Source organism: Xenorhabdus entomophaga, from assembly GCF_037996725.1.
GTDB classification, from domain to species: domain Bacteria; phylum Pseudomonadota; class Gammaproteobacteria; order Enterobacterales; family Enterobacteriaceae; genus Xenorhabdus; species Xenorhabdus khoisanae.
In genome coordinates this window covers 23102-46153 of the sequence record NZ_JBBMXH010000027.1, presented here as the reverse complement: position 1 = coordinate 46153, position 23052 = coordinate 23102, and the positions used below count along the sequence as shown (strand labels likewise).

General features: G+C 44.2%; 22 protein-coding genes and 1 pseudogene. 8 read left to right on the top strand and 15 right to left on the bottom strand.

Annotated elements, in window-relative coordinates:
- Positions 1–96 (top strand): annotated as a pseudogene (locus AAC854_RS24240) (IS982 family transposase); the annotation flags it as partial.
- Between the two features lie 97 nt (positions 97–193).
- On the opposite strand, the gene flgL reads toward AAC854_RS24240, so the two are convergent.
- The 11 genes from flgL to flgB all read right to left on the bottom strand — a co-directional run bounded on the left by flgL (position 194) and on the right by flgB (position 10256).
- Positions 194–1159 (bottom strand): flagellar hook-associated protein FlgL, encoded by a 966-nt coding sequence (gene flgL / locus AAC854_RS07950; protein ID WP_340616618.1) that lies wholly within the window; start codon positions 1157–1159, stop codon positions 194–196.
- A 36-nt stretch (positions 1160–1195) separates the two neighbouring features.
- Entirely contained in the window at positions 1196–2836 is a 1641-nt protein-coding gene (gene flgK / locus AAC854_RS07945) for a flagellar hook-associated protein FlgK (RefSeq protein WP_340616617.1), read from the bottom strand.
- 119 nt (positions 2837–2955) lie between these two features.
- Positions 2956–3924, bottom strand: coding sequence for a flagellar assembly peptidoglycan hydrolase FlgJ (gene flgJ / locus AAC854_RS07940; RefSeq protein ID WP_422824065.1), 969 nt, complete (start codon positions 3922–3924; stop codon positions 2956–2958).
- Positions 3921–5039: a flagellar basal body P-ring protein FlgI gene (locus tag AAC854_RS07935; RefSeq protein ID WP_340616615.1), complete on the bottom strand. Its 1119-nt coding sequence runs from the start codon at positions 5037–5039 to the stop codon at positions 3921–3923. The genes flgJ and AAC854_RS07935 overlap by 4 nt, the downstream gene beginning before the upstream one ends.
- A gap of 15 nt (positions 5040–5054) precedes the next feature.
- Entirely contained in the window at positions 5055–5846 is a 792-nt protein-coding gene (locus AAC854_RS07930) for a flagellar basal body L-ring protein FlgH (protein WP_047965020.1), read from the bottom strand.
- A 67-nt stretch (positions 5847–5913) separates the two neighbouring features.
- Complete coding sequence (flgG, locus tag AAC854_RS07925) at positions 5914–6696, bottom strand: flagellar basal-body rod protein FlgG (RefSeq protein WP_340616614.1); 783 nt, start codon at positions 6694–6696, stop codon at positions 5914–5916.
- A 17-nt stretch (positions 6697–6713) separates the two neighbouring features.
- On the bottom strand, positions 6714–7469 hold the full coding sequence (locus tag AAC854_RS07920; RefSeq protein ID WP_340616613.1) for a flagellar basal body rod protein FlgF: 756 nt from the start codon (positions 7467–7469) through the stop codon (positions 6714–6716).
- A gap of 21 nt (positions 7470–7490) precedes the next feature.
- Entirely contained in the window at positions 7491–8708 is a 1218-nt protein-coding gene (gene flgE, locus AAC854_RS07915; protein ID WP_340616612.1) for a flagellar hook protein FlgE, read from the bottom strand.
- Positions 8709–8723: 15 nt separating this feature from the next.
- Positions 8724–9416 carry a flagellar hook assembly protein FlgD gene (locus tag AAC854_RS07910; protein ID WP_340616611.1) on the bottom strand — a complete coding sequence of 231 codons (693 nt, stop codon included), beginning with the start codon at positions 9414–9416 and terminating at the stop codon, positions 8724–8726.
- Positions 9417–9429: 13 nt separating this feature from the next.
- A complete protein-coding gene (gene flgC, locus AAC854_RS07905; RefSeq protein WP_099114475.1) occupies positions 9430–9834 on the bottom strand; it encodes a flagellar basal body rod protein FlgC in 405 nt (134 codons plus the stop codon).
- A 5-nt stretch (positions 9835–9839) separates the two neighbouring features.
- Positions 9840–10256, bottom strand: coding sequence for a flagellar basal body rod protein FlgB (flgB, locus tag AAC854_RS07900; protein ID WP_047965014.1), 417 nt, complete (start codon positions 10254–10256; stop codon positions 9840–9842).
- Positions 10257–10472: 216 nt separating this feature from the next.
- Here flgB and flgA point away from each other — a divergent pair, with 216 nt between their 5' ends.
- The 7 genes from flgA to AAC854_RS07865 all read left to right on the top strand — a co-directional run bounded on the left by flgA (position 10473) and on the right by AAC854_RS07865 (position 17325).
- Positions 10473–11144: a flagellar basal body P-ring formation chaperone FlgA gene (flgA, locus tag AAC854_RS07895; RefSeq protein WP_340616610.1), complete on the top strand. Its 672-nt coding sequence runs from the start codon at positions 10473–10475 to the stop codon at positions 11142–11144.
- A 123-nt stretch (positions 11145–11267) separates the two neighbouring features.
- Complete coding sequence (gene flgM / locus AAC854_RS07890; RefSeq protein ID WP_099114478.1) at positions 11268–11567, top strand: flagellar biosynthesis anti-sigma factor FlgM; 300 nt, start codon at positions 11268–11270, stop codon at positions 11565–11567.
- A 26-nt stretch (positions 11568–11593) separates the two neighbouring features.
- Entirely contained in the window at positions 11594–12034 is a 441-nt protein-coding gene (locus AAC854_RS07885; protein WP_340616609.1) for a flagella synthesis protein FlgN, read from the top strand.
- Positions 12035–12446: 412 nt separating this feature from the next.
- Positions 12447–13010 (top strand): fimbrial protein, encoded by a 564-nt coding sequence (locus tag AAC854_RS07880; protein WP_340616608.1) that lies wholly within the window; start codon positions 12447–12449, stop codon positions 13008–13010.
- Between the two features lie 114 nt (positions 13011–13124).
- Positions 13125–13829, top strand: a complete 705-nt coding sequence (locus AAC854_RS07875; RefSeq protein WP_340616607.1) for a fimbrial biogenesis chaperone — start codon at positions 13125–13127, stop codon at positions 13827–13829.
- 55 nt (positions 13830–13884) lie between these two features.
- Entirely contained in the window at positions 13885–16368 is a 2484-nt protein-coding gene (locus tag AAC854_RS07870; RefSeq protein WP_340616606.1) for a fimbria/pilus outer membrane usher protein, read from the top strand.
- 12 nt (positions 16369–16380) lie between these two features.
- On the top strand, positions 16381–17325 hold the full coding sequence (locus AAC854_RS07865; RefSeq protein WP_340616605.1) for a fimbrial protein: 945 nt from the start codon (positions 16381–16383) through the stop codon (positions 17323–17325).
- Positions 17326–17590: 265 nt separating this feature from the next.
- On the opposite strand, the gene AAC854_RS07860 is transcribed toward AAC854_RS07865, so the two are convergent.
- The 4 genes from AAC854_RS07860 to AAC854_RS07845 form a co-directional block, all read right to left on the bottom strand.
- Positions 17591–18163 (bottom strand): DUF4291 domain-containing protein, encoded by a 573-nt coding sequence (locus AAC854_RS07860; RefSeq protein ID WP_340616604.1) that lies wholly within the window; start codon positions 18161–18163, stop codon positions 17591–17593.
- A gap of 418 nt (positions 18164–18581) precedes the next feature.
- Positions 18582–20684, bottom strand: a complete 2103-nt coding sequence (gene flhA / locus AAC854_RS07855) for a flagellar biosynthesis protein FlhA (RefSeq protein ID WP_340616603.1) — start codon at positions 20682–20684, stop codon at positions 18582–18584.
- Positions 20677–21828, bottom strand: a complete 1152-nt coding sequence (flhB, locus tag AAC854_RS07850; RefSeq protein WP_340616602.1) for a flagellar biosynthesis protein FlhB — start codon at positions 21826–21828, stop codon at positions 20677–20679. Before flhB ends, flhA begins: the two co-directional genes overlap by 8 nt.
- Before the next feature lie 196 nt (positions 21829–22024).
- Positions 22025–22900 carry a hypothetical protein gene (locus AAC854_RS07845; protein WP_340616601.1) on the bottom strand — a complete coding sequence of 292 codons (876 nt, stop codon included), beginning with the start codon at positions 22898–22900 and terminating at the stop codon, positions 22025–22027.
- Between the last annotated feature and the right edge of the window lie 152 nt (positions 22901–23052).

The window sequence follows — 23052 nt, the reverse complement described above, 5'->3', positions numbered from 1 at the left end:
AAGCTGCTTTCTCACACGTTGGGTATTTTTGCCAATTTTAAACAAGGTAAAAGGCAACGCGACTGGCTTCAACAAGCCCATGTTATAGGCTGTTAAAGTTGAGCATCACGTGAAACAAATAAGCCCTTATCTTCCCCCATGTTACGGAAAAAGAAGCTAAGGGCCTGAAATAGAAACAGTATACCAATCTTAATTAGCGTTGCATCTCAAACAGAGACATACCTTTTAAGTTGGTAAACGCGATGAAGGAAGCTTGCAGTGCCACCTGTTGTTGTTGGTAATCAGAGATAGTGGCTACCCAATCAGCATCAACTAATTCTCCCTGACGTACTTTATTAGCCATGCTACGTTCACTGCTAAGTGCATCCAACCTATCCATTTCCTGAAGCTGCAAACCCAACACGGCTTGCACGGTATTAATGTTGTTCTGGCTATTGCGAATACCACGGTTCGCCTTATTCATCAATTCCTCGGCTTCTTTTTTCTCGTCCTCACTCGCCGTGCTGTACGAGACCTCTAGTGCCTTAATTGCCATATCAATAGAAGCAAAGATATCTGATTCACTGTTGGTTTTACCATCAGGTTCTTTGATAGGGTTGCTGGGCTGAGATAAGAATACCTGCTGCCCGGTATGGGCGACAATCATCGAGCGGTTATCATCTACTTTCTGGGTCATTTCTTGATAACCACCGACATAGCTCACCTTTCCACTTTCATCTTCCACGAAAGGAGGAACATCCGTTTTATAGCCAGCAAAAATATAACGACCATTGCCATCAGTTTTGTTACTCAAATTCAGCAACTCTTTTTTAAGACCTTTCAACTGCTCTGCATAAGATGCACGATCCTGATCGCTCTGCTTATCTGCCGCTGCCACCCATGTTTCAAAAACACTGTTGGTGACGTTTACAACATTGTCGATAATATTCAACTGTGCAGACATGGTGTTTTTGGCAAAGTTACGGCCTGTAGCAAACTGCTGGTTTTTCGACTCAGATTGAGAAACCATGATGCTCTGCGAAGCCGCCAGAGGATCATCAGACGGATTAATTACCCGGCGACCACTGGACAACTGCTCACCCGATTTCATCCACTTAGATTGAGCACCAAAGATCCCATCTATTTTCTGAGTGTATAATTGATTCGTACTTATACGCACAATATCATTTCCTTTTTATCTTCAACCAGGTAGTGATTAGCGAATACCCAAAATCGCGTCGAACAAAGTATTTGCGGTTTGGATCACGCGAGCATTTGCTAAATAGTATTGTTGTAAACGTTGCAATTCGATGTATTCCTGGTCCATATTGACGCCAGAAATCGATTGGCGATCTGAATTAATTTGCTTAACAATATGTTCCTGCGTTTTTGCGCTGACCTGAGCTTTATTCGCCGCGCTGCCTACTTTACTGACCAGTGAGGCATACCCACCAGCAAGGGAAGCTTTGCCATCAACTAAACGTTTATCCTGCAACTCAAGGAATTTCTTCGCATTGTTGTTATTACTTTGGCCGGAATTTTTGGCATCGGAAGTCGCCAATTGGGCGGCACTTTTCAGATTCACCTCTAAGGAGGTCACAACGTTGCTGACCGTTTTCAGCATATAGTTGTCGTTATTTTCTGCCTTAGCCGAATCAATTTTGACTTTCAGACCGTCGAATTCCAGCGTATCGCCGTTTTTTTTCACAGGGATAATCGCCCTGTCAGAGGCGCGCTGAACTTTCCAGTCTCCCCCTTCAAATTTGAGGGTGTAGTTACTGGCTTTGACCTTGGTGGTATCAGCATATTCCACTGTAATGTCAGCCGAACCTTTATTTTTACTGTTGGCAGTGACTTCAGGCTTAGTGAAGCTAAAGAAATTAACACCTTTCTCGCCTTCCAGATCAAAACCACTGTTTTGTACCTGATTGAATTGATCCGCCATCACCAGAGCTAGTTGGTTCAATTCATTGCGCGTTGAATCCACCACTTCCCTGCGCACTTGTAATACACCGCCCAGTGCACCTTGAGAGATAAAACGTTCATCGATCTCTTTGGTTCCCGCTACGCCATTGTTGTAACCCAGTGTGATGCGGCCGCTGTCAGTGTTGGAAGGAATTGCTTCCAGTTGGTAGGATTTATTGCCCGATACCAGTGTCATACCGCCACCGAATGAGACGTTATAAACTCCGCGATCCTGCTGAACCACATTGACTTCGATCAGTTGGTTTAAGCGGTTAACAGCTTCATCACGCTTATCCAGTAATGCCAGCGGTTCACCCGTGCCTATACCGCGCATACGCGTAATTTCATTGTTCAGCTTGGCAATTTCTTCCGCGTATTTGTTGATATCTTGAACATTTAGTTCAATTTGAGAATTGATACTGCCGTCTATCTGACGCAAATAGTCATCGGCTTCTTTGAATCGATTGACCAAACCTTTTGCTGTTTCCAGCACAGTTGTTCTGGCAGCGCTGTCTTCCGCCCCTCCCTCAACCGCTTTCATATTTTTGAAAACTTCTTCGATTGAGCTGGACAGGCTGGTGTCTTTATCTGCCAACAAGTTGTTGATTTTGTTGATCTGCTCGTTATAAGACTTCAGTGCAGCGTGTTTCGTTTGTGCCTCATTGTGTAGTTTAGTGGTGAAGTCACTGTATTCACGATTGATGGATTTGACAACCACACCATTGCCGACAAAACCCACTGGCGACATGGTTCCATTATTTTGAGTCATTACGGTAGTCTGTTGGCTATAGTCCGTGTTTTTAGCGTTGGAAATGTTATTACTCACTACACTCATTGCCACCTGCGCGGCATTAATACCACTCATGGCAGTATTCATAAGACTATTGGACATGTGTAGATCCTTTTACGTTTTCTTTAATCCTCCATCTATGGGAGGTCATTCACTGTTACAGTTATCGGCACTTCTCACTGTTCCTTGAGCACAAATGCGCTTGATTTTTCTACTATCGTTTAAAACAGACTGTCGAAATCATAGGCATAGGCTTTTGCCATTTGGTTACCGGTATTTTTTAACTGTTGGATCAGTGACACTAATTTTTTCGCATAGCCGGGATCGGTAGCATATCCTGCATCCTGCAAGGAGTACGCGCCCTGTTCTGCCGTCGTGGATTGCGCTACTTTTGCGTAGCGGGGATTTTCCGTCAGCAATTTGACGTAATCCGTTATCGCTTCGACATAAGAGCCATACACACGGAAGCTGTCCTGCATTTTCTTCGGTTCACCATCAATGTATTCCGTCGTCATGATATTAGTGACAGGCCCTTTCCAGTGCTTGCCCGCTTTGATGCCGAACAGGTTATGACTCGGCTTGCCTTCTGCGGTCAGAATTTCTCGTTGCCCCCAACCGGATTCCAGCGCGGCCTGTGCAATAATCAATAAATGAGGAATGCCGCTTTGCCGGCTTGCTAACTGTGCCGGTAAGGAGAGCATGGAAACAAAGCCAGCGCTGTTCATTGGCAATGGCTTCGACTGAACTGAGCCATTAGAGAAGGCCGAAGAGGAATTGTCAGGCATCGCCCGGCGCATAAACTGCTCCAATGCCTGCCTCGGCAATGTGTGCAGGATTTCATTATCCAGCGGCATCGGCGTAGTGCCCGCCAATTCACTGGGCATATTATTCGAGTCAGAGAACTGCTTAACAATCATGTCAGCAAACCCCAATCCCTTCTGGGAAAGGTCCTGAGCAATTTGCTGATCGTACATCGAAGTATAAAAACGGGTCTGGTCGCTGCTCAGAATGCCATCCTGCGGCAACGAGGAACGCATACTTTTCAGCATCATCTGAACGAAAACGCCTTCAAGTTGTTGGGCTACCTGACGTAGCCCTTGTTGTGGTTCCTGTGACAATTTCGCTTTCAGTGAATGCAACGAGTTAACATCGTAAGCAGCATTGGGCATCGTCAGAAAGTCATTCATCAGATAATCTCCAGTTTCGCACGCAGACAGCCTGCGCTCTCCATCGCCTGCAAAATCGACATTAAATCGGTTGGCGTTGCACCCAGCGCATTCAACGCACGTACAACCTGGGTCAGGTTCGCACTGGCATTAACTTTTTGCAGTGCACCACCCTGTTCCTGAATGCCAACGCCCGTATTACGGGTCACGACGGTACTTCCCCCCGCCAATGGCGTATCAGGCTGATTGACCGCTGTTTGACGTTCAACAGTGACAGACAGGCTACCGTGAGCAATCGCACAGCTATCTAATGTCACATTGCGGTTCATGACCACTGAACCGGTGCGGGAGTTGAAAATCACTTTGGCATCGCCATCATTAACACGAATATTTAAGTTCTGAACTTGTGACAGAAATTTAACCTGTTCGCTGTTTTCTATTGGCAGACGCAACTGAACGGTACGGGAATCCAGCGGTGTTGCTGTTCCTGTTCCTTTCAGCCGGTTGATTACATCACTAATTTGTTGAGCCAAACTGAAATCGTCATCATTCAATTGCAGATTCAACGTGCCTTTCTGGCCGAATTGGGTCGGCAATTCCCGCTCAATGACTGCACCATTAGAGATGCGCCCACCTGCAAGCTGATTGATTTTAATGCTGTTACCACCGGCGCTCACCCCCGCGCCCCCCACAAGGATATTTCCCTGAGCCAGCGCGTAGACCTGATTGTCCACCCCTTTTAAGGGTGTCATCAGCAATGTGCCGCCACGTAAGCTCTTGGCATTCCCCAATGAAGACACCACAATGTCAATGTTTTGTCCTGAACGCGCAAAGGGTGGCAGCTTTGCTGTCACCATCACGGCAGCCACATTTTTAAGCTGCATATTAGTACCGGACGGCACAGTAATTCCCAACTGTGACAACATATTGTTCAAGCTTTGGGTCGTGAAAGGCGTCTGCATGGTTTGGTCACCCGTTCCATCCAATCCGACGACCAAACCATAGCCAATCAGTGCGTTATCCCTGACACCTTCAATGGTCGTCAGATCACGAATGCGCTCCGCAAAAGCACTGGCAGACGCAAACGTATTGAACAGTACCAGCAAGAGCGTAAAAAGGCTGGCGACTAATTTTTTCATCCTAACCATCCTCTTTTAAAACGGTGAGATATTTATAAAGAAACGTTGTAACCAGCCCATATGCTGTGCTTCGTTGATATAGCCATCACCCACATACTCAATACGAGCATCTGCAACCTGATTGGAACTCACGGTATTGTTGCCGGTGATAGTGCGTGGATTCACCACGCCAGAGAAGCGAATGAATTCTGTTCCCTGATTGATGGCGATCTGTTTTTCCCCTACGACATGCAGGTTGCCGTTTGCCAGCAGGTTATTCACGGTCACAGTGATCGTGCCCCTGAATGTATTGTTGGCATTTGCCCCACCCTTGCCACCAAACTCGTTGTTACCTTCCATGCCCAAATCGGTTTTTTCACCGCCTAACAATCCCTGTAAGAAACGAGGGGTCAAAGCAGCAACAAAACCCGTTTTACCATTGCGGCTGGCATTGGCTGAGGAGTTTTTGCTCGCACTGACGTTTTCCTGCAGGATAATGGTCAGCGTATCACCGATATTGCGTGGGCGGCGGTCTTCAAACAGGGGTTGATAACCATAATAGATCGGCTGGACCACCTGAAAAATAGAACCATTTGGCGCGGGAGCTGGTGATTCGGTGGGTTTTGCAGTTGTCTGCCCTTTCACCAGCGGCTTGTGCGGTATATAAGCACAACCCCCTAATGTCAGGGTCGTCAGGGTTAATACCGCCACAGATATGCTGATACGCCACTTATTTCCCTGGTTTTTCCGTAAACCGACGGAGTCATAAGCGACATGGTTTTTAGCATGGTTTCCGGAATAGTTCTTGGCAACAGGCATTGTATCCATCTTCTATGCTCTTAAGTTGATCGCAAAAATAGTGGAAGAATACATTCCTCCACTATTAATGATTAGGTTATAACTGAGTCAGTTTTTGCAGCATCTGATCAGACGTTGATACCGCTTTACTGTTGATTTCGTAGGCTCGCTGAACCTGAATCATATTGACCAGCTCTTCCGCCACATTGACGTTAGAGGTTTCAACGTAACCTTGATAGAGCAATCCAGCACCATTGATGCCCGGTGCATTTTCCACGGGAACACCGGAGCTGTTGGTTTCCAGATACAGGTTCTCACCGATGCTTTCCAAACCGCTCTCATTAATGAACGTGGTCAGTGTCAATTGCCCAATCTGCTGCGGTGCATTTTGCCCCTGCACGTTTACGCTGACGATCCCGTCACTGGCAATACTGAGTTTGGTGGCATTGTCCGGAATGATAATTGCAGGTACGACGTGAAAACCACCAGCAGTGACCAACTGACCGTTCTGATCCTTCTGAAATGAACCATCACGGGTATAGCCGGTTGTGCCATCAGGCAACTGGATCTGGAAGAAACCCTGTCCCTTGACGGCTACATCTTTGCTGTTATTGGTCTGCGCCAGATTGCCCTGACTGTGCAAACGTTCCGTTGCCACCGGACGCACACCCGTACCAATCTGCAACCCCGATGGCAGGTTAGTCTGTTCAGACGACATCGCGCCCGGCTGACGTTCAGTTTGATAGAGCAAATCTTCAAATACCGGACGCTGGCGTTTAAAACCATTGGTGCTGACGTTTGCCAGGTTGTTGGCAATGACATCCATATTTGTTTGCTGAGCATCCAGCCCAGTCTTGGCAATCCATAAAGATCGGATCATGAAGTTATCCTCCCCGATTAGCTCATAGCGAGAATCTGATTAGCCCGCTGTGCGTTTTCATCGGAACTGTGTATGACTTTCATCTGCATCTCAAAGCGACGCGCGTTGGCTATCATGTTCACCATGCTTTCCACTGGATTAACATTGCTGCCTTCCAGTACACCCGGCATGATTTTCACTTCTGTGCTGGCCGCCAGTTCATTGCCCTGCTGTTCCTGCGCCTCTGGCGTTAAATGGAACAATCCATCGTCGCCCCGCACCACTTGACTGGCTTCCGGTTTGACGATTTTCAGCTTGCCAATCTGCCCCAACAAGGTTGGCGGATCGCTGGCAATCAAAGCAGAGATGGCACCATCAGCCGCGATGGTCAGTTCAGCCTGTGGCGGAACATCAATCGGCCCGTTTTCGCCCATCAACATGCGCCCCTGCACCATCAGTTGCCCTTCAGGTGAAATTTGGATATTACCGTTGCGGGTATAGGCTTCCGTCCCGTTTTCGAGCTGAACGGCCAGATAACCACCTTGTCCGACAGCCACATCCAACGGGCGGGAGGTATAATTCATGGGTCCCTGACGGCTATCCATGCCGGGGGTAGAAGCAACGGTCAATGTACGCGTTGGCAGGGTTTCACCTTCAATCGGTACAGCACGTAATGCAGCAAGCTGGGCCTTGAAGCCCGGTGTTGACGCATTGGCCAGATTGTTGGCAGTGACAGCCTGATGCTCCAGCGTTTGGCGCGCTGCTCCCATAGCGGTATAAATGACGTGATCCATAAAGCTATCCGCCTGAGCTTATTAACGCATGCTGACCAGTGTTTGCAGAATTTGGTCCTGCGTTTTGATGGTCTGGGCGTTGGATTGATAGTTACGCTGGGCGACGATCATATTGACCAGCTCTTGGCTCATATCTACGTTAGAAGCTTCCAGCGCACCGCTGAGCAGTTTACCGAAGTTGCCTGAACCTGCTAGCCCCACAACCGGGCTACCTGATGCTCCGGATTCTGCCCAGGTATTATCGCCTTGTGCGGTCAGACCTTCAGGGTTGGCAAAGTTTGCCAGTACCACCTGACCCAGTACCTGATTTTTTCCGTTGGAATAAGTACCGGAGATTTTACCGTCATCATCTACACTGTACTTGGTGAAATAACCTGCGGCATAACCATCTTGCTTTGGATTGTTGGTGGAATTTTGTGCAAGACTCTGCTGCTTACTTCCATTTAAATCAATGGTGATGTCTGAAGCGGCAGAACCATTCAGTGCTGGCATGTTAAATGTGAATGGTTTAATATCTGCCACTTGACCATCTTCATCGATCATTTGACCACTCGTATTGAATGATAACTCACCCAATTCTTGAGCTTCAGAACCTACTACAGAAGTATCCTGGGCATGAACTTTCCATTTATTGTTTTCTGTTTTAACAAAAAACACATTGAGATCGTGCTGACTACCCAAGCTATCGAAAACTGGCACGGGCGTACCGAAATTAAACGTATCTTTCTTGCCTGGATTCAGTTTTTCTGTGATGGCTTTCTCCGTTGCGTTCAGGTTAGCCGACAACGAAATTTTGCTCGTTGCTTTCGCGTCCATCATTGCCGTTGGAATCGAAATCGGCCCCACTGCGCCGCCTTGCTGAATGACTCCGTTCACCGCCGGATAACCCGTCAGTTTCATATCCTGCATATTGATCAGGTTACGGTCTGAATCCATTTTGAACTGACCGTTACGGGAATAGAAAATATTACCGTTGGAATCTTCCATGCGGAAAAAACCGCCTTGTGTGATTGCCATATCCAACTGGCGGTTAGTTGTGGTAGTTGAGCCGTCTTTAAAGTTCTGAACCATGCCAGAAACCTTAACACCCAAGCCCACTTCTGAGCCGCTGAAAACGTCCGCAAAGGAAGCGGAGCTGGATTTAAAGCCAAATGTCGCTGAGTTTGCAATGTTATTACCAATAACATCCAGGTTACTCGCTGCGGCATTCAAGCCACTGACCGCTTGTGAAAAAGACATATGTCCTCCGTTTAATTAAAGAATCTGACGAACTTGATCCATGGTTACCGTTCCCGCCAGCCCTAAATCTAATTTAGTGCCATCCTCACCCCGCATGACGCCGTTGACTACGGCATAATTCAGCGGATGTGTCACTAACGCCTGATCTTGATAGCTTGCGGAAACAGTGAAGCTATAAGCACCGATTTCCACCTCCTTGCCATCTGCGTCTTTACCATCCCATTTGTAATTATGGACACCGGCATTACATTTACCGAAGTCCAATTCCCGAACTACCGCCCCATTCTTATCTTTGATGGTTATTTTTACGTTATCGGCAGGTCGGGTCAGCTCAAAGCCAATTTGCGATGTGCTGATGTCTTTTTCACTGTAGCCGACTAAAATTTTATCGCCGGGTACCATAACACCACGATTAATCAGCATGGTTGTCTGCATTGCCTGATTGTTGCCCATCTGCCCGACAACGGTTCCCAGTGTTTTATTGAGTTCTTCTATACCGTGAACGGTACTGATCTGTGCAATCTGAGAGGTTAACTCACTGTTTTTCATTGGTTCGGTTGGATCTTGATTCTCGAGCTGTGCGACCAATATCTTCAAGAAGTTATCTTTAATATCGCCGCTGCTTTGTGCTTTTATTTGAGTCTTGGAAGCGAGCTCGCCTACTGTTGAATTATCCAATGATTCATTAATTGAAGAGGTGATTCCCATAACGACATTCCTGTTACTGGCCTAATGTCAGCGTTTTCAACATGATGGACTTAGTGGTATTAAGCACTTCAACGTTCGCCTGATAGCTACGGGAAGCGGAGATGGTATTGACCATTTCCCCGACAACATCCACATTCGGCATACGAACGTAGCCTTTTTCATCGGCCAACGGGTTGCCCGGCTGATATTCGAGACGGAAAGGCGTGGGATCATCCACCACTTCACTGACACGAACGCCGCCTATTTCCTGCCCTGCTGGTGCAGCAACGCGGAATACAACCTGCTTGGCCCGGTAAGGTTCGCCATCCGGCCCTACGATGCTGTCGGCATTCGCCATATTGCTGGCGCTGACGTTCAGTCGCTGGGACTGAGCGGAAAGCGCGGAGCTGGCAATATCAAAAATACTGAGTAGAGACATTCCCATTATCCTTGTGACTGTAGAACTGACATCATGCTTTTAATCTGCGAATTCGTCATAGTAAGTTCGGCCTGATATTTCAGGCTGTTATCTGCGAAATTGCTGCGTTCCATATCCATGTCAACGGTATTTCCATCCATTGCTGTCTGGTATGGCACCCGATATAGCAGGTCCATCTCCAGACGTTTTTGAGGCTGAACGGGAATATGTCGATCGGAAGTCAGAGTTAGCCCAATTCCATTCCCCGTTACACGACCATGTGCCATTACTTTTTTCAGTTGAGCAGCAAAATCGATATCACGCGCCTGATAGCCAGGGGTATCCGCATTGGCGATGTTGGCAGACAGAATTTCCTGCCGCTGGTTGCGGAGTGCCAGCGCTTCTTGTCGAAATTGAAAGGCGGCATCTAATTTATCGAGCATATTCCTCCCTCGGGTCTGTTCGTGAAATTTGCCAGGTATAAGCTCTAAGCAGCTAACAGAATAAACCCAGAAGAAAAAGGTGATTCGAAGAATAGAAACAAATTGAATTGCTATTTATCCCATTAACGAATAATCAATCGAGTTACACTATTAACATCCAACAGGCACTGAATATTTTTTGAAATCATGGTTCGCTAACAGGGTTAAGGTGATGACATGTCGGCATTAAAACTTATCGGACTCCTTGCCATTTTCCTTAATTTATTTTTTAGTCCATCTTTAGTTTGGGGGAGCAATCTACCGCAACCGATAAATGATTATTTCAGGCAGATTCATCACGCGCCGGGTCATAAAATCACGGTGGAAATCAAAACGCCTGAGCAACATTGGCCGACTTGTGAATTTCCTGAAATACAGCCGTCACTTGGCAACAAAAATTGGGGCAATCTTTCTATCCCGGTGACTTGTGGTCAACAACGCCGATTTATTCAGGTCTACGTCAACGTCATTGGCCCTTATTTAGTTTCTAAGCGAGCCATTAATCGCAATACAGTACTGACAGAAAAAGATTTTCAAATAAAAACGGGATCTTTAGATAAGCTGCCAAACGACATAATCCGTAACAGTAAGGCCATACAAAATGGTATTGCTATCCGTAACATACCTGCCGGACAATTCATCACACGCAATATGATTCGGCGTCCATGGGCGATTAAAGCTGGACAGAATGTGGTCGTCACCGTAGATGGACACCATTTTCAGGTGCGTTACGAAGGAAAAGCGATTAACAACGCCGCGAGTTTTGATAATATCCGTGTCCGCTTAGATTCCGGGCAGGTTATTACTGGTAAAGCCCAAGAAAATGGTAGTGTAAAAATGATGTTATAAATGGCTAAAGTTTTATTTCATCAAGCCGATATAACCAACAGACCATGATTTTACAGGCATGCCAGCGGTATATCGCCTGCTACCTAAGACAAATAGATAATGCCTGATTAAAGGATTACGATTATGAGTATTGAACGCACTCAACCTCTACTGGCTATGGCTGCTTTACAGCAACGCAATGCCAATGAAGGGGCTCAGATCACTCGAAGAACTGTGGCTGTCGCAGAAAAAAGCGCCGATACGCAAGTCAAACTGAGCGAAGCGCAAAAAAAGCTCGTCCAGCCAAGTAGCCAGGATATTAATATCCAGAAAGTACAACAATTGAAAGAAGCCATTGCACAGGGAACACTGACGATGGACAGCGGTAAAATTGCTGATGCCCTATTCAGAGAAGCCCTTGAAAATATGGAATATGATAAATAAACCATCAAATTCATAAAGAGCCATAAATGGAAGAACTTCAACTCTTGCTTGAACAGCAAAGTGCGCATTTAAATTCGCTTTCGCAAACGATAGCAGAAGAACAGCGCATATTAAGCGAAGGTTTTATTGAAGCGAATCATTTACATCGAGTCACGGAGCAAAAGACATTTTTGCTTTCAGCACTTGATCACGCAGAACGAAAGCGCCAGCAACTAAACGAAACGCTGAAAATAAATGAGCCTTATGCTGACCATGAAAGACTGGCGATATTATGGGAGCAAATTGGCCAGACGGTTGAACGTATCCATGATTTAAATGCACACAATGGATTTTTGCTGGATCAGCATATTGAGCTGAATAGTAAGGCAATTACTTTTCTGAAAAGCCACCACAGCCCTTCTCTTTATGGTGCTGATGGGCAGGCACGTCATAATTCAGCGCTATCAGGCCATAAGATTAGCGTTTGATCATTCGGTTACTGCCTAAGCAGTAAGCTCTACAGACCTCTTGGTTTATTGGTAATGATAAGGGGTCTGTTTCTGTGTATCTGTATTTTTCCCACCCTGACAAAACGAAAATAATTCTCATTATATTAGTGATAATTATTATTGCCTACCTCCTAAGAGGTGGTTTTAGAATCATAAAATGAGTATCAATGGTCTTCTCAAATTCTTTAACTTTTCTTGATTGATAATTCCTATCAATATATTGTTAATTGATCGAAAATATCGATAGTTTTGTTGATCTTTTTTGATTCATAAGGTAAATTTTTCTTCTGCACACAGGAAACCGTGCACGAAATCTTTTTATTATAACGCGTTATTATTTTGCGTTATACATAATAAGTAGTTTTATATTATGATTGTTATGGATATGTAAATGAAAAATATTTTAGTTTCATCTTTTATTGCTGCAATATTGGTTTCAGTAAGTAGTATTTCTTATGCGGCCTTTCCGGCAACAACTGGATCAGTAAAATTCTCCGGGGACATTGTAGAATCCACTTGTAATAGTGATGTTTCTGGCGATATTGTGAACATGGGGACATATCACACGAGTGATATAACAGAAACAAAAAAAGGAAGTGAAGTTCCGGGGAGCAAAAAGCCTTTTAGTATCAAATTAACTGGATGCCCTGTTACTACTATACCTCTTACCATAGAAGCCACATTTTCTGGGAATAAAGTGGATTCCGTCAATAACAAGCTATTAGAATTAGATACACTTTCTGAAACAGGAACAGGCGCAGCCGGAATTGGCATTGGTATTTATGACGAAAAAGATCAGCAGATAGATCTTTCTTCCTCTCCTACGCTGCCAGGAATTGAAATCAACGGCACTAATATGGAAGTACCTTTACGAGCGGCTTATGTATCTAATGGAAAACCAGCTAGATCCGGAAAGGCCGAGGCCACACTTAATTTTAAAATAAATTACAAATAAAAATTAATTATTTATAAATATTTATTCCCTAGCCGCAGAGGTATTTTTATGGCTGCGGCCAAGAGCTATTTACATCATAAGTAATCATATAATAGTGAAAGATAAAATAAAAAAATGTTTACATCGCATATGGTAACAAAAAAAATAACACTTATATTCTTATTGTTTTTTATATCTCCGTCCTGGGCGGGTGTAACTATTGGTGGAACCCGTGTTATTTATAAAGGAAATAAAAAAGAAACTTCAATTTCAGTGAAAAACTCTGACGAAAGCCGGTCTTATTTAATTCAGTCTTTTATCAGTACTGATTCAAAAGGAGAAAAAGCCCCTTTCATTGTGACGCCGCCTCTCTTTCGTTTGGATGCTGGCAAAGAAAATATTCTTCGTATTGTCCGTATCGGCGGTAATTTACCTGAGGATAGGGAATCGGTTTTTTACCTTAATGTGAAGTCTATCCCTTCCGTACAAGAAAACGAACAGAATACTTTATTGATTGCGGTGAAAACCCGAATCAAATTGTTTTATCGGCCTGAAGGCATTGAAGGTGATTCTGAAGAAGCTTATAAGACGCTGACGTTTTGTCGTATTGGTCACCAACTTGAGGTCAAAAACCCCAGTAATTATTATGTAACCATCGGGCAGCTCAAAGTAGCCGGGAAAACCCTGACAGGTACTGACATGATCGCTCCACAAGGTGTAGCACATTTCGTCCTGCCATCTGAATCATCAGGCTTAGTCAGCTGGAATAGCATTAACAGTCATGGTGGCATAAGCAAAGAGGTAAGTAAAAACCTGCCTCAAAAAGAAGATAAAAGATAAATATTTGGGACAAAACATCATATTTATTAAATATAAAACGAGTGGCGGCACACTTATGCCAACATGCTTGCTTTCAGTCTTTATTTTATGTTTTTTCGTATTGTTATCATTGCCCGTCACGGCACAGGATTATTTTCGATTATCAGCATTAGAATTAGATGATACTCAATCGGTGATTGATTTAAGCGCATTCTCATCCCCCGGGGGTCAATTACCGGGTCAGTATCAGGTGAACATATTTCTTAACGGGAAAGAGAAAGAAACAAAACAGGTTAATTTTATTAAACTGAAAAACGGAAAACTGTCTCCACAACTCACGGTCAATAATTTAAAACAGTTTGGTGTGAAAATGTCAGCTTTTCCCGCGCTGATGAAACTCTCTCCTGAACAAATTATTGATGATATTAACAAGTATATTCTACAGGCATCAACTTCATTTGATTTCTATGAGCAACGTCTGGATATCAGTATTCCACAAGCAGCATTGGATAATCAAGCCAGAGATACTGTGGCACCACATTTATGGCAACATGGAGAGACAGCGTTTTTAATGGGCTATAATTTTAGTGGATCGGAAAATTATAATAAAAACACAAAAAACCAAAGTTATTTTTTAAACTTACAAAGCGGAATAAATATCGGAGCCTGGCGTATAAGGAATCAGTCAGTTTATGACTATAATTCTGGAAAAAATAAAGGTGAGAGTCGTTTTTCATCCATTAACAGCTATATTCAACGGGACATTCCAGAACTAAAAAGCCAAATAATTTTTGGCGAAACCTTTACTGAAGGGGATATATTTGGAAGCGTGCCGTTTATCGGTGCTTCTATAACATCCGATAGCTTAATGTTGCCCAGCAGCCAGCGTGGATTTGCGCCAATTATCCGTGGTATTGCTCAAACCAATGCGCGCGTAACGATTCGCCAAAATAATTACGTCATCTACGAAAGCTATGTTCCACCGGGGCCTTTCGTTATTACGGATCTTTATTCAACCTCCGGCTCCGGTGATTTGGATGTCACGATCACCGAAAAGGACGGACGGCAGCGTAAATTTTTGCAACCATTTTCATCAGTACCAATGATGCAGCGAGAAGGACAATTAAAATATCAGGTTACCCTAGGGCGTTACCGTTATTCCAATACCAACACTGATAAACCTTATTTTAGCGAAGCGACATTTATCTATGGACTCTCCAATCGGTTAAGTTTGCTATCTGGTATTCAGGTAGCAGAAAACTACCGGGCGTTTAACGCTGGCCTGGGGATTGGTTTAGGTAATTTTGGTGCGATCTCTCTGGATATGACACAGGCAGATGCCTGGTTGCAGGGAAATGAACATAAACAAGGGCAATCATACCGAATCCAATATACGAAAAGTATCGAGACAACAGGGACATCCCTGACATTGGCCGGGTATCGCTATTCCACACCAGAATACTATTCATTTGCAGAGACGAATGAATATTCAGTAGTAAAAGAAGCCAGCCGCGCACAAAATAAGCGTAGCCAATTGCAGCTAACCCTAAACCAAGGAATGGGGAATTTTGGCAATATTTATGTGTCTGCCTATCAACAAGATTATTGGGGAAAACAAGGCACCAACCAATCGTTATCTGCAGGTTATAACTTTAACCTTGCCGGGATCAGTTATGGGTTGAATCTTTCCTGCGATGCCAATCATGACTCCATTAAGAGTAAGGATACACAGGTATCGTTTAACGTTTCTATTCCACTGGATCAGTGGCTGCCTAATGGATGGGTAACTTACAGCATTAACAGAAATGGCCACAGCCGAGGAAACCAACAACTGATGATGAGTGGCAGCGCATTGGACGATCATGCCTTGTCATATAATATCCACGGAGAGCACAGCAATAATATGGAAGGGGCGAGCGGTGGTGCTTCGCTGGAATATAGCCATTCTTCTGGCCGTGTGAATCTGGGCTACAACTACAGTGATAATAGCCAATCGCTTAACTACGGGCTGTCTGGCGGTATTGTCGCCCATCAAAACGGCATTACATTTTCCCAAGCATTGGGTGAAACCGTAGCACTGGTCAAAGCGGCTGGTGCAGCAGAAACAAAAATTTTAAATCACAGTGGAATTAAAACGGATTCACGTGGCTATGCCGTAATCCCGTCGATCGAACCTTATACTTACAACCGGATTGCCCTGGATACTGAAATGCTGGCTGATGGCGTTGACCTTGACAATTCAGTGCAACACATTGTACCGACTCGCGGTGCCGTGGTTGCTGCCGATTTTCGCGTCCGTCAAGGACACCGTATATTGGTGACATTACGTTACAACGGCAAACCTGTACCTTTCGGTGCCAGCGCAGCGTTAACAAACAGTGACAGTAGCGGAATTGTTGGTGATGACGGTGAGTTGTATTTGAATGCTGTCCCTGAGCAGGCAGAAATAAAAGTACAATGGGGAAAAAATAAGGATCAACAATGTCATGCAAAAACAGATTTATCAGTGCTGCCCGAAAAATCAGGTGTATTACGCCTGATTGCTGATTGCCACAACTAAAAGGAATTTATCATGTTTAATTTTGAACGTAATAATCACTTTCAAATTAAAGCTAATAACTTTTTATTGATATTATTAATTGTTATTGTCTCGGGAAGTTATTCAACGCGGGTTATAGCAGCATGTACGGTTGATAGTACGCAGAAAACAGTCAAATTTGATGATATTTATGTTGCCTATAAAAATTTGCCAAAAACAAAATATGCCTCCAATAACGGGACTAAGATAAAGTGCAACGTAAGAGAGCAGCATATATACGTAAAATCCATTACTGGAGTAAATGTAGGTTCCCTCAAAAATGGCTCTTATGAAACTAGTCTTCCTGGTGTCAGATTTAAATGGGAACTCCAACCTGATGGTGTAGTGTCTCAGACTATGATTGTGAACAGTTCAAGAGGGATCGGCTACGGATCGAGAGGAAGAACATTGAGCAGTAAATTTTATATAGAGATCGATAAAGATGTTCAATCAGGAATAGTCAATGAAATAATAATAACGATGGCTTCTGATAAAGATCACAATACGGTTTTCACTTATAAAATCCCTTCTTTTAACGTCACGGTAAGATCTTGTGAAATAACCACACCGATTGTTAATGTTCCGATGGGAGCCGTATTAAAAAGTTACTTTAAAAACATAGGTGATACCGCCGGTGGACGTTCTTTCGAGATTAATGTGCAATGCAAAGGGTCCCCTAACGCGAGTATTACCTGGGAGCCGGGAAAGACTAATACAAATGGGGTGATAAATGCTGATTCAACCTCATCAGCAACAGGGATCGGCATTCAGATGTTAGATGACAAAGGTAATCCTGTGAAGTTTGGTGAACAACAGGCTCTTGGTACGATAAGTTCCTCTAAGCCATTGTCATATAAGGCACAGTATTACCAAACCAGTAATATCGTTATTGCCGGTAGCGTTAATGCCACAGCCACCTTCACTATCGATTATCAGTAATGAGCCTGTATTATTCAGATTAACCATATTGTGTACAACAACAGCAATAATCACACTTTTAATAATGCTATTTGATGCAAATTTGGATGATAAATGAATACCCATATCAATATCAGAGAGGAACGCATTTATTAGAATTTCCCAATCAAATTCTATAGTAAACTTGAGAACTGTTTTATACGAATTATTTCCCATATTCCTATGGGAAATAATTCTAATTCATTGTTCCATCAACTTTTGTTACTGAACAAATAATATATTGATTTTATCCCAGATATATTCTCTCTTCCGGCAGCAATGATTTAGCCATATCCAGATTATTCTTTTTCACTAACTCATGGATTTCATGTGCTTGTTCAGTTACATCACTGATCTTAACAATCCAATGATTGACATAGCTTTCAACAGCTTTATTACGCAAACCGATTTGTATCGTTCTCTGTTCCAATTTATTCAATGAAATATCCCGCTCTGGATCCCACTGAATCACAACATCGCTGCTCTGTACTTCCTTTTTCCATGCTTCCGTTGAACCGAACAGTTTAGGATCAAAGTGGCTGACCACACCTTGTTGGATAATTTCTTTGAATCCTTCATGTGTCAGGTCAATCGCCAGAATTCGTTTCTGCCCCTCGTCTTTTTTTGCCCAACCGGATCGGTACATCATCCATAAAAAGGAAGGTTTAATCCATGTCATACGGGTCATACTGAAAGGAGGGGAAACAAAAGTACCGCTTTGGATGGCGCTGTCAGCGATTGAATCGGAATAAGCCTGATATACTCTGATATATTCATCAGTGTAATTTGCTCTGATTGAATTATTTTTATATGAAAACATATTATCCTTATTTTTATCTTTAATCATAATATCCTATAATAATTAGATAACTATCTATTATTGTTATGCAACTGTACAACATACATTTTCTCAAGGGAAGATAATTTTTATGCTTAAGGTAGCATCATGAACCGTGTTGATATATATTGAACAGAAATGAGTTGTCACGATATTTATTTTTTAAATAATCAGGCCAGATATTATTTAGAAAATGCTAATAGTAAGATGTGCGCAAATTATCAATTTCATAAAGAACGAATCAAAATGCTTTTTGATCTGGTTCCAGATGAAATGAAAAAGCAGCTACAATGGTCAGGTCCTGAAAATTAATTATAGATTATCACTCTATAATAAGGTGATCACAAAGGATCACCTTATATTCATTATTATTTCACTTCAAAACAGAGGATTGCCAATACTACTTCGCACCACCAATCGTTGCCGTCATTCTGATTTGACGATTGTCGGTGATTTCAAGGTTAGATAATACCACCAAGCGCGGTAATACACGGCGCAGGAAGCGGGATAACAGTGGACGCAGTGCGTGGTTAACTAATAATACTGGCGGAGCTCCCAACATTTCCTGACGCTCCAACGCTTCTGCTGCCTGACGTTCAAGGCTTTCAGCCAAGCCCGGCTCCAATCCACCACCATTTTGCAGCGCTTGCAACAGTATTCTTTCCAGCCCGGCATCCAGGCCAATCACTTTGATCTCATCCGCTCCCGGGAACCATTGCTGAGCAATCGCCCTGCCCAGTGCAATTCGGATCATCGCCGTCAATTCATACGGATCTTTCTGTACTGGGGCGTGTTCTGCCAGCGTTTCAATAATGGTACGCATATCACGAATCGGTACTTGTTCTGCCAATAGATTTTGCAGGACTTTATGCAGCGTTGTCAGGCTGACGACATCAGGGATGAAATCTTCCGTCAATTTCGGCATTTCCTGACTGACACGCTCAAACAGTTGCTGTGCTTCCTGTCTTCCAAAGAGTTCACTGGAATGCTGGGAAAGCAAATGGTTAAGGTGAGTCGCCACAACGGTGCTGGCTGCTACAACTGTATAACCTTGTACCTGTGCCTGCTCCCTTAAGCTGTCATCAATCCAGACTGCCGCCAGGCCAAAGGCCGGGTCTGTCGTCAAATCCCCTTGCAGTTCACCTACAGCGCCGCCCGGATTAATCGCCAGCCAGCGGCCCGGATGTGCTTCACCACGACCAATTTCGACACCTTTCATCATGATGCGATAACTGGCTGGTGCTAATTCAAGGTTGTCACAAATATGCACGACCGGTGGCAAATATCCCACTTCTTGTGCGAATTTTTTACGAATGCCACTGATGCGACCAAGCAATTCTCCATTTTGGCGAAAGTCCACCATCGGGATCAAACGATAGCCAACTTCCATGCCCAGTGGATCTTCCAATTGCACATCAGACCATGATGCCTCTGCGGTTTGTTGTTGTTCTTCCACCGCTTTCATCTCTTCATGTTGTGCTATAAGCGGATTTTTGTCCTTACGCAGTAGGAAATAACCCAGGCCTGCCAATGCTGCCGTAAACAATAAAAAGACAAAGTTAGGCATGCCCGGCACCAAGCCGAGTAAGCCAAGTACACCGGCGCTTAACATCAACACTTTAGGATTATTGAAAAGCTGGGTCACCATTTGCTGACCAACATCTTCATCAGTCGCTACACGAGTTACGATAACACCCGCCGCGGTAGAGATGATCAATGCAGGTAACTGGGCAACCAACCCGTCACCAATAGTCAGCAGAGTATAGGCTTCCGCCGCATCACCCAAAGCCAAACCATGTTGGGCAACACCGACAATCAAACCACCGATAATGTTGATCACCAATATCATCAATCCGGCAATCGCATCGCCGCGCACGAATTTACTCGCACCGTCCATTGAGCCGTAGAAATCCGCCTCCTGTGTCACCTCGGCACGACGTTTTTTCGCTTCATCTTCGCCGATCAATCCGGCATTCAGGTCAGCATCAATCGCCATTTGTTTGCCGGGCATTCCATCCAGCACAAAACGCGCACCAACTTCCGCGATACGCCCTGCACCTTTGGTAATGACCATAAAGTTAATCAGGATCAAGATAACAAAAACCACAATACCGATCGCAAAATTACCGCCGACAAGGAAGTGACCAAAAGCTTCCACGACTTGCCCCGCAGCCGCTGAGCCAGTATGCCCTTCCATCAGGATAATTCGCGTGGAAGCGACGTTTAGTGACAGACGCAGTAAGGTTGAGAACAGCAGAATGGTCGGGAATGCGGCAAAGTCCAGCGTCCGACGGGTGAACATCGCCACCAGCAAGACCATGATGGAAAGTGCAATGTTGAAAGTGAACAGCAGATCAAGCAGGAATGGTGGCAACGGCAGTACCATCATCGACAAGATCATGAGAATCAAAACAGGCCCCGCAAGCATTTGCCACTGGGAGCCTTTTATATTCCCCGGAAAACGATTTCCCGATAAACGTAGTAATGAGGCCAGATTAGCCATGACGATTATTTTCTCCAGCGAAATCCAGTGCTGGCGGCACTGGCAGATTTTCAGGTTTTTTCGGTTTCAGGCCACCTTCCTGTTTCCAACGTTTCAATTGGTAAACCCAGGCAAGCACTTCTGCGGCAGCAGCATAGAGCGCCGCAGGAATAAAGCCACCTACCTCAGCATGACGAAATAACGCCCTCGCCAAAGGTGGAGCTTCCAGTAACGGAATGCGATTTTCCGCACCGATTTCTTTAATGCGCAAGGCAATAAGCCCTGCCCCTTTTGCCAATACTTTAGGGGCGCTCATTTTTTTGCTGTCGTATTGCAAGGCAACGGCGTAATGGGTTGGGTTGGTGACAATGACATCAGCTTTTGGCACATCCGCCATCATGCGCTTACGCGCAGCCGCTCGCTGTTGTTGACGGATCCTTGCCTTTACATGGGGGTCCCCTTCTTGTTCCTTAAATTCATCCTTGATCTCCTGACGGGTCATTCTCAACTTTTTCAAGTGGCTGCGGATTTGATAAAGCACATCAAACGCCACCATCGGTATCAGCATAAATAAGACAATATAGCCGGCAAAAATCAGCATCATCATGGCATCGCTCAACGCCATCAGCGGAGGCTGGGCAGCCAAATTGAGCATAGTAGGCCAGTTAAGCCAGATAAACAGGGCTGCACCACCTCCCACCAATGATGCTTTTAAGATGGCTTTGAATAATTCAGCCAGTGCATTCATGGAAAAGATTTTCTTCAAACCAGAGATGGGATTCAGCTTAGCCAAGTCAAATTTGATGGATTTTGAGCTGAATAGCAGCCCACCCATCAATGCGGGTGCACTAAGGGCAACCAAAACCAATCCGACAAAAACCGGCAGCAATGCCCAAACCGCTTGTTTCAGTAATCGGCCGACTTGTTGCACCATCTGTTTGTCGTTACTGACCATGTTATGGTCAAAATTGAATCCTTCAAACACCATCAGGGAAAGTTCATGGGTAATCGATTGTCCGTTCATCCAGAGCAAACTTACCCCTCCCGCTAACATCAGGATTGAGGTGAGTTCCTTAGAGCGCGCAATTTGTCCATCTTTACGGGCCTTTTCCCGTTTATGGGGCGTGGGTTCTTCGGTTTTTTCGAGATCGCTATCTTCAGCCACAGCTTTCCTTGGTGAGCATTTGTTATTGCATGCAGAAGATTTGCCTTTAGAAAAGGGCAAATAAAATTGTGTTAAGCATGACAAAAGCCCAGAAATTCAATGGCGGGAACACTGCGAAATTTGCAGGGGTATTTGGGGAATTATGAGAGCGCCGGAGGCTGGATGCCTCCGGTATGGCTGGAACAGGTCATATGCCTTAAGTTTGCCGCAAGAATAACTTTTTTTGCACGAAATCAATTAAGATGGCATGTTTCTTGAAAAAATCACCTCCAAGCAACCCGTCCTTCGTAAATGTGGCATTAATATTATCCAGCATCATTGCATATATTTTATCTTTATTTTTTGAATGAAGGACTTCCATCGGAATGAAAGCACATTTCTCATCACTGAGTCCCGGGTAAATGCTGCTACAGGCAACGGTGTCCTGCGGATTTGGAACTCGATCTGACTTTATTATCGAAATCGTTGAGCCTGTATCAAGCACCAAATCACGCTTTTTACCACCAACCTCAACAGTAAGTATTAATCCTTCATCAGATAACCGAAAAGGAACTTCAACCCAGTCTGGATCGATCCAGGAATTTAAATTTGTGTCTTTATCAATGACAGTCAATTTCATACGGCTGTAATCGATAAGAAGCCGGCGATCGTGAAAGAAACCAAGACCAATCACTGAATAATCCGGGGGTGTTTCTTTCCCTGTTAATGTCACTCCCCATGGGGCAAATTCGACACCTTCAATGTTACGAAATGGTTCACCGTTTACCATGACATCCTTAATTATAAATTGTGCGTCTTCTTTCGCTTTTCCAAGAATATTCGTCGAACGTCTCTTTTCTCCTGTAAATTTTAGAGACTTTATATCGTTGGCTATCTCTTTAGGTAAGTGAAGACCTGTTCTTGATCCTGTATCAAGCGTTAAAGAATGCGCTTTTCCATCAAATTCCAGCGTGATAAGCGGCGACGAAAATTTATCCCATGAGATGGGTAATTCCAGAGGAGCTGCCTGTACTTCAGTAATCTGCCATATTGCCATCAAAATGACGGGTATTAATTTTCTGTAATTTAACAATTTGTTACTCCTAATCAGAAGATAATTCTCTCTTAGAAAAACTTTTGTTAATCGCCTGCAACGACTATATTTTTAAGCCTCTCATAACATTATCCATTTTGAATTATAATCATTTAAAAATAAGAAGTATTTTTCCATAAAAATTAAAGTAT

Bases quoted from the DNA above. Each gene is read 5' to 3' on its own strand.
- flgA (WP_340616610.1), top strand. From the start codon at position 10,473: ATGTCGGCATTAAAACTTATCGGACTCCTTGCCATTTTCCTTAATTTA.
- AAC854_RS07865 (WP_340616605.1), top strand. From the start codon at position 16,381: ATGTTTAATTTTGAACGTAATAATCACTTTCAAATTAAAGCTAATAAC.
- AAC854_RS07935 (WP_340616615.1), bottom strand. From the start codon at position 5,039: ATGAAAAAATTAGTCGCCAGCCTTTTTACGCTCTTGCTGGTACTGTTC.
- AAC854_RS07870 (WP_340616606.1), top strand. From the start codon at position 13,885: ATGCCAACATGCTTGCTTTCAGTCTTTATTTTATGTTTTTTCGTATTG.
- flgC (WP_099114475.1), bottom strand. From the start codon at position 9,834: ATGTCTCTACTCAGTATTTTTGATATTGCCAGCTCCGCGCTTTCCGCT.
- flhA (WP_340616603.1), bottom strand. From the start codon at position 20,684: ATGGCTAATCTGGCCTCATTACTACGTTTATCGGGAAATCGTTTTCCG.
- flgG (WP_340616614.1), bottom strand. From the start codon at position 6,696: ATGATCCGATCTTTATGGATTGCCAAGACTGGGCTGGATGCTCAGCAA.
- AAC854_RS07930 (WP_047965020.1), bottom strand. From the start codon at position 5,846: ATGGATACAATGCCTGTTGCCAAGAACTATTCCGGAAACCATGCTAAA.
- AAC854_RS07880 (WP_340616608.1), top strand. From the start codon at position 12,447: ATGAAAAATATTTTAGTTTCATCTTTTATTGCTGCAATATTGGTTTCA.
- AAC854_RS07885 (WP_340616609.1), top strand. From the start codon at position 11,594: ATGGAAGAACTTCAACTCTTGCTTGAACAGCAAAGTGCGCATTTAAAT.
- AAC854_RS07920 (WP_340616613.1), bottom strand. From the start codon at position 7,469: ATGGATCACGTCATTTATACCGCTATGGGAGCAGCGCGCCAAACGCTG.
- AAC854_RS07910 (WP_340616611.1), bottom strand. From the start codon at position 9,416: ATGGGAATCACCTCTTCAATTAATGAATCATTGGATAATTCAACAGTA.
- flgB (WP_047965014.1), bottom strand. From the start codon at position 10,256: ATGCTCGATAAATTAGATGCCGCCTTTCAATTTCGACAAGAAGCGCTG.
- AAC854_RS07875 (WP_340616607.1), top strand. From the start codon at position 13,125: ATGTTTACATCGCATATGGTAACAAAAAAAATAACACTTATATTCTTA.
- flgE (WP_340616612.1), bottom strand. From the start codon at position 8,708: ATGTCTTTTTCACAAGCGGTCAGTGGCTTGAATGCCGCAGCGAGTAAC.
- flgK (WP_340616617.1), bottom strand. From the start codon at position 2,836: ATGTCCAATAGTCTTATGAATACTGCCATGAGTGGTATTAATGCCGCG.
- AAC854_RS07860 (WP_340616604.1), bottom strand. From the start codon at position 18,163: ATGTTTTCATATAAAAATAATTCAATCAGAGCAAATTACACTGATGAA.
- flgM (WP_099114478.1), top strand. From the start codon at position 11,268: ATGAGTATTGAACGCACTCAACCTCTACTGGCTATGGCTGCTTTACAG.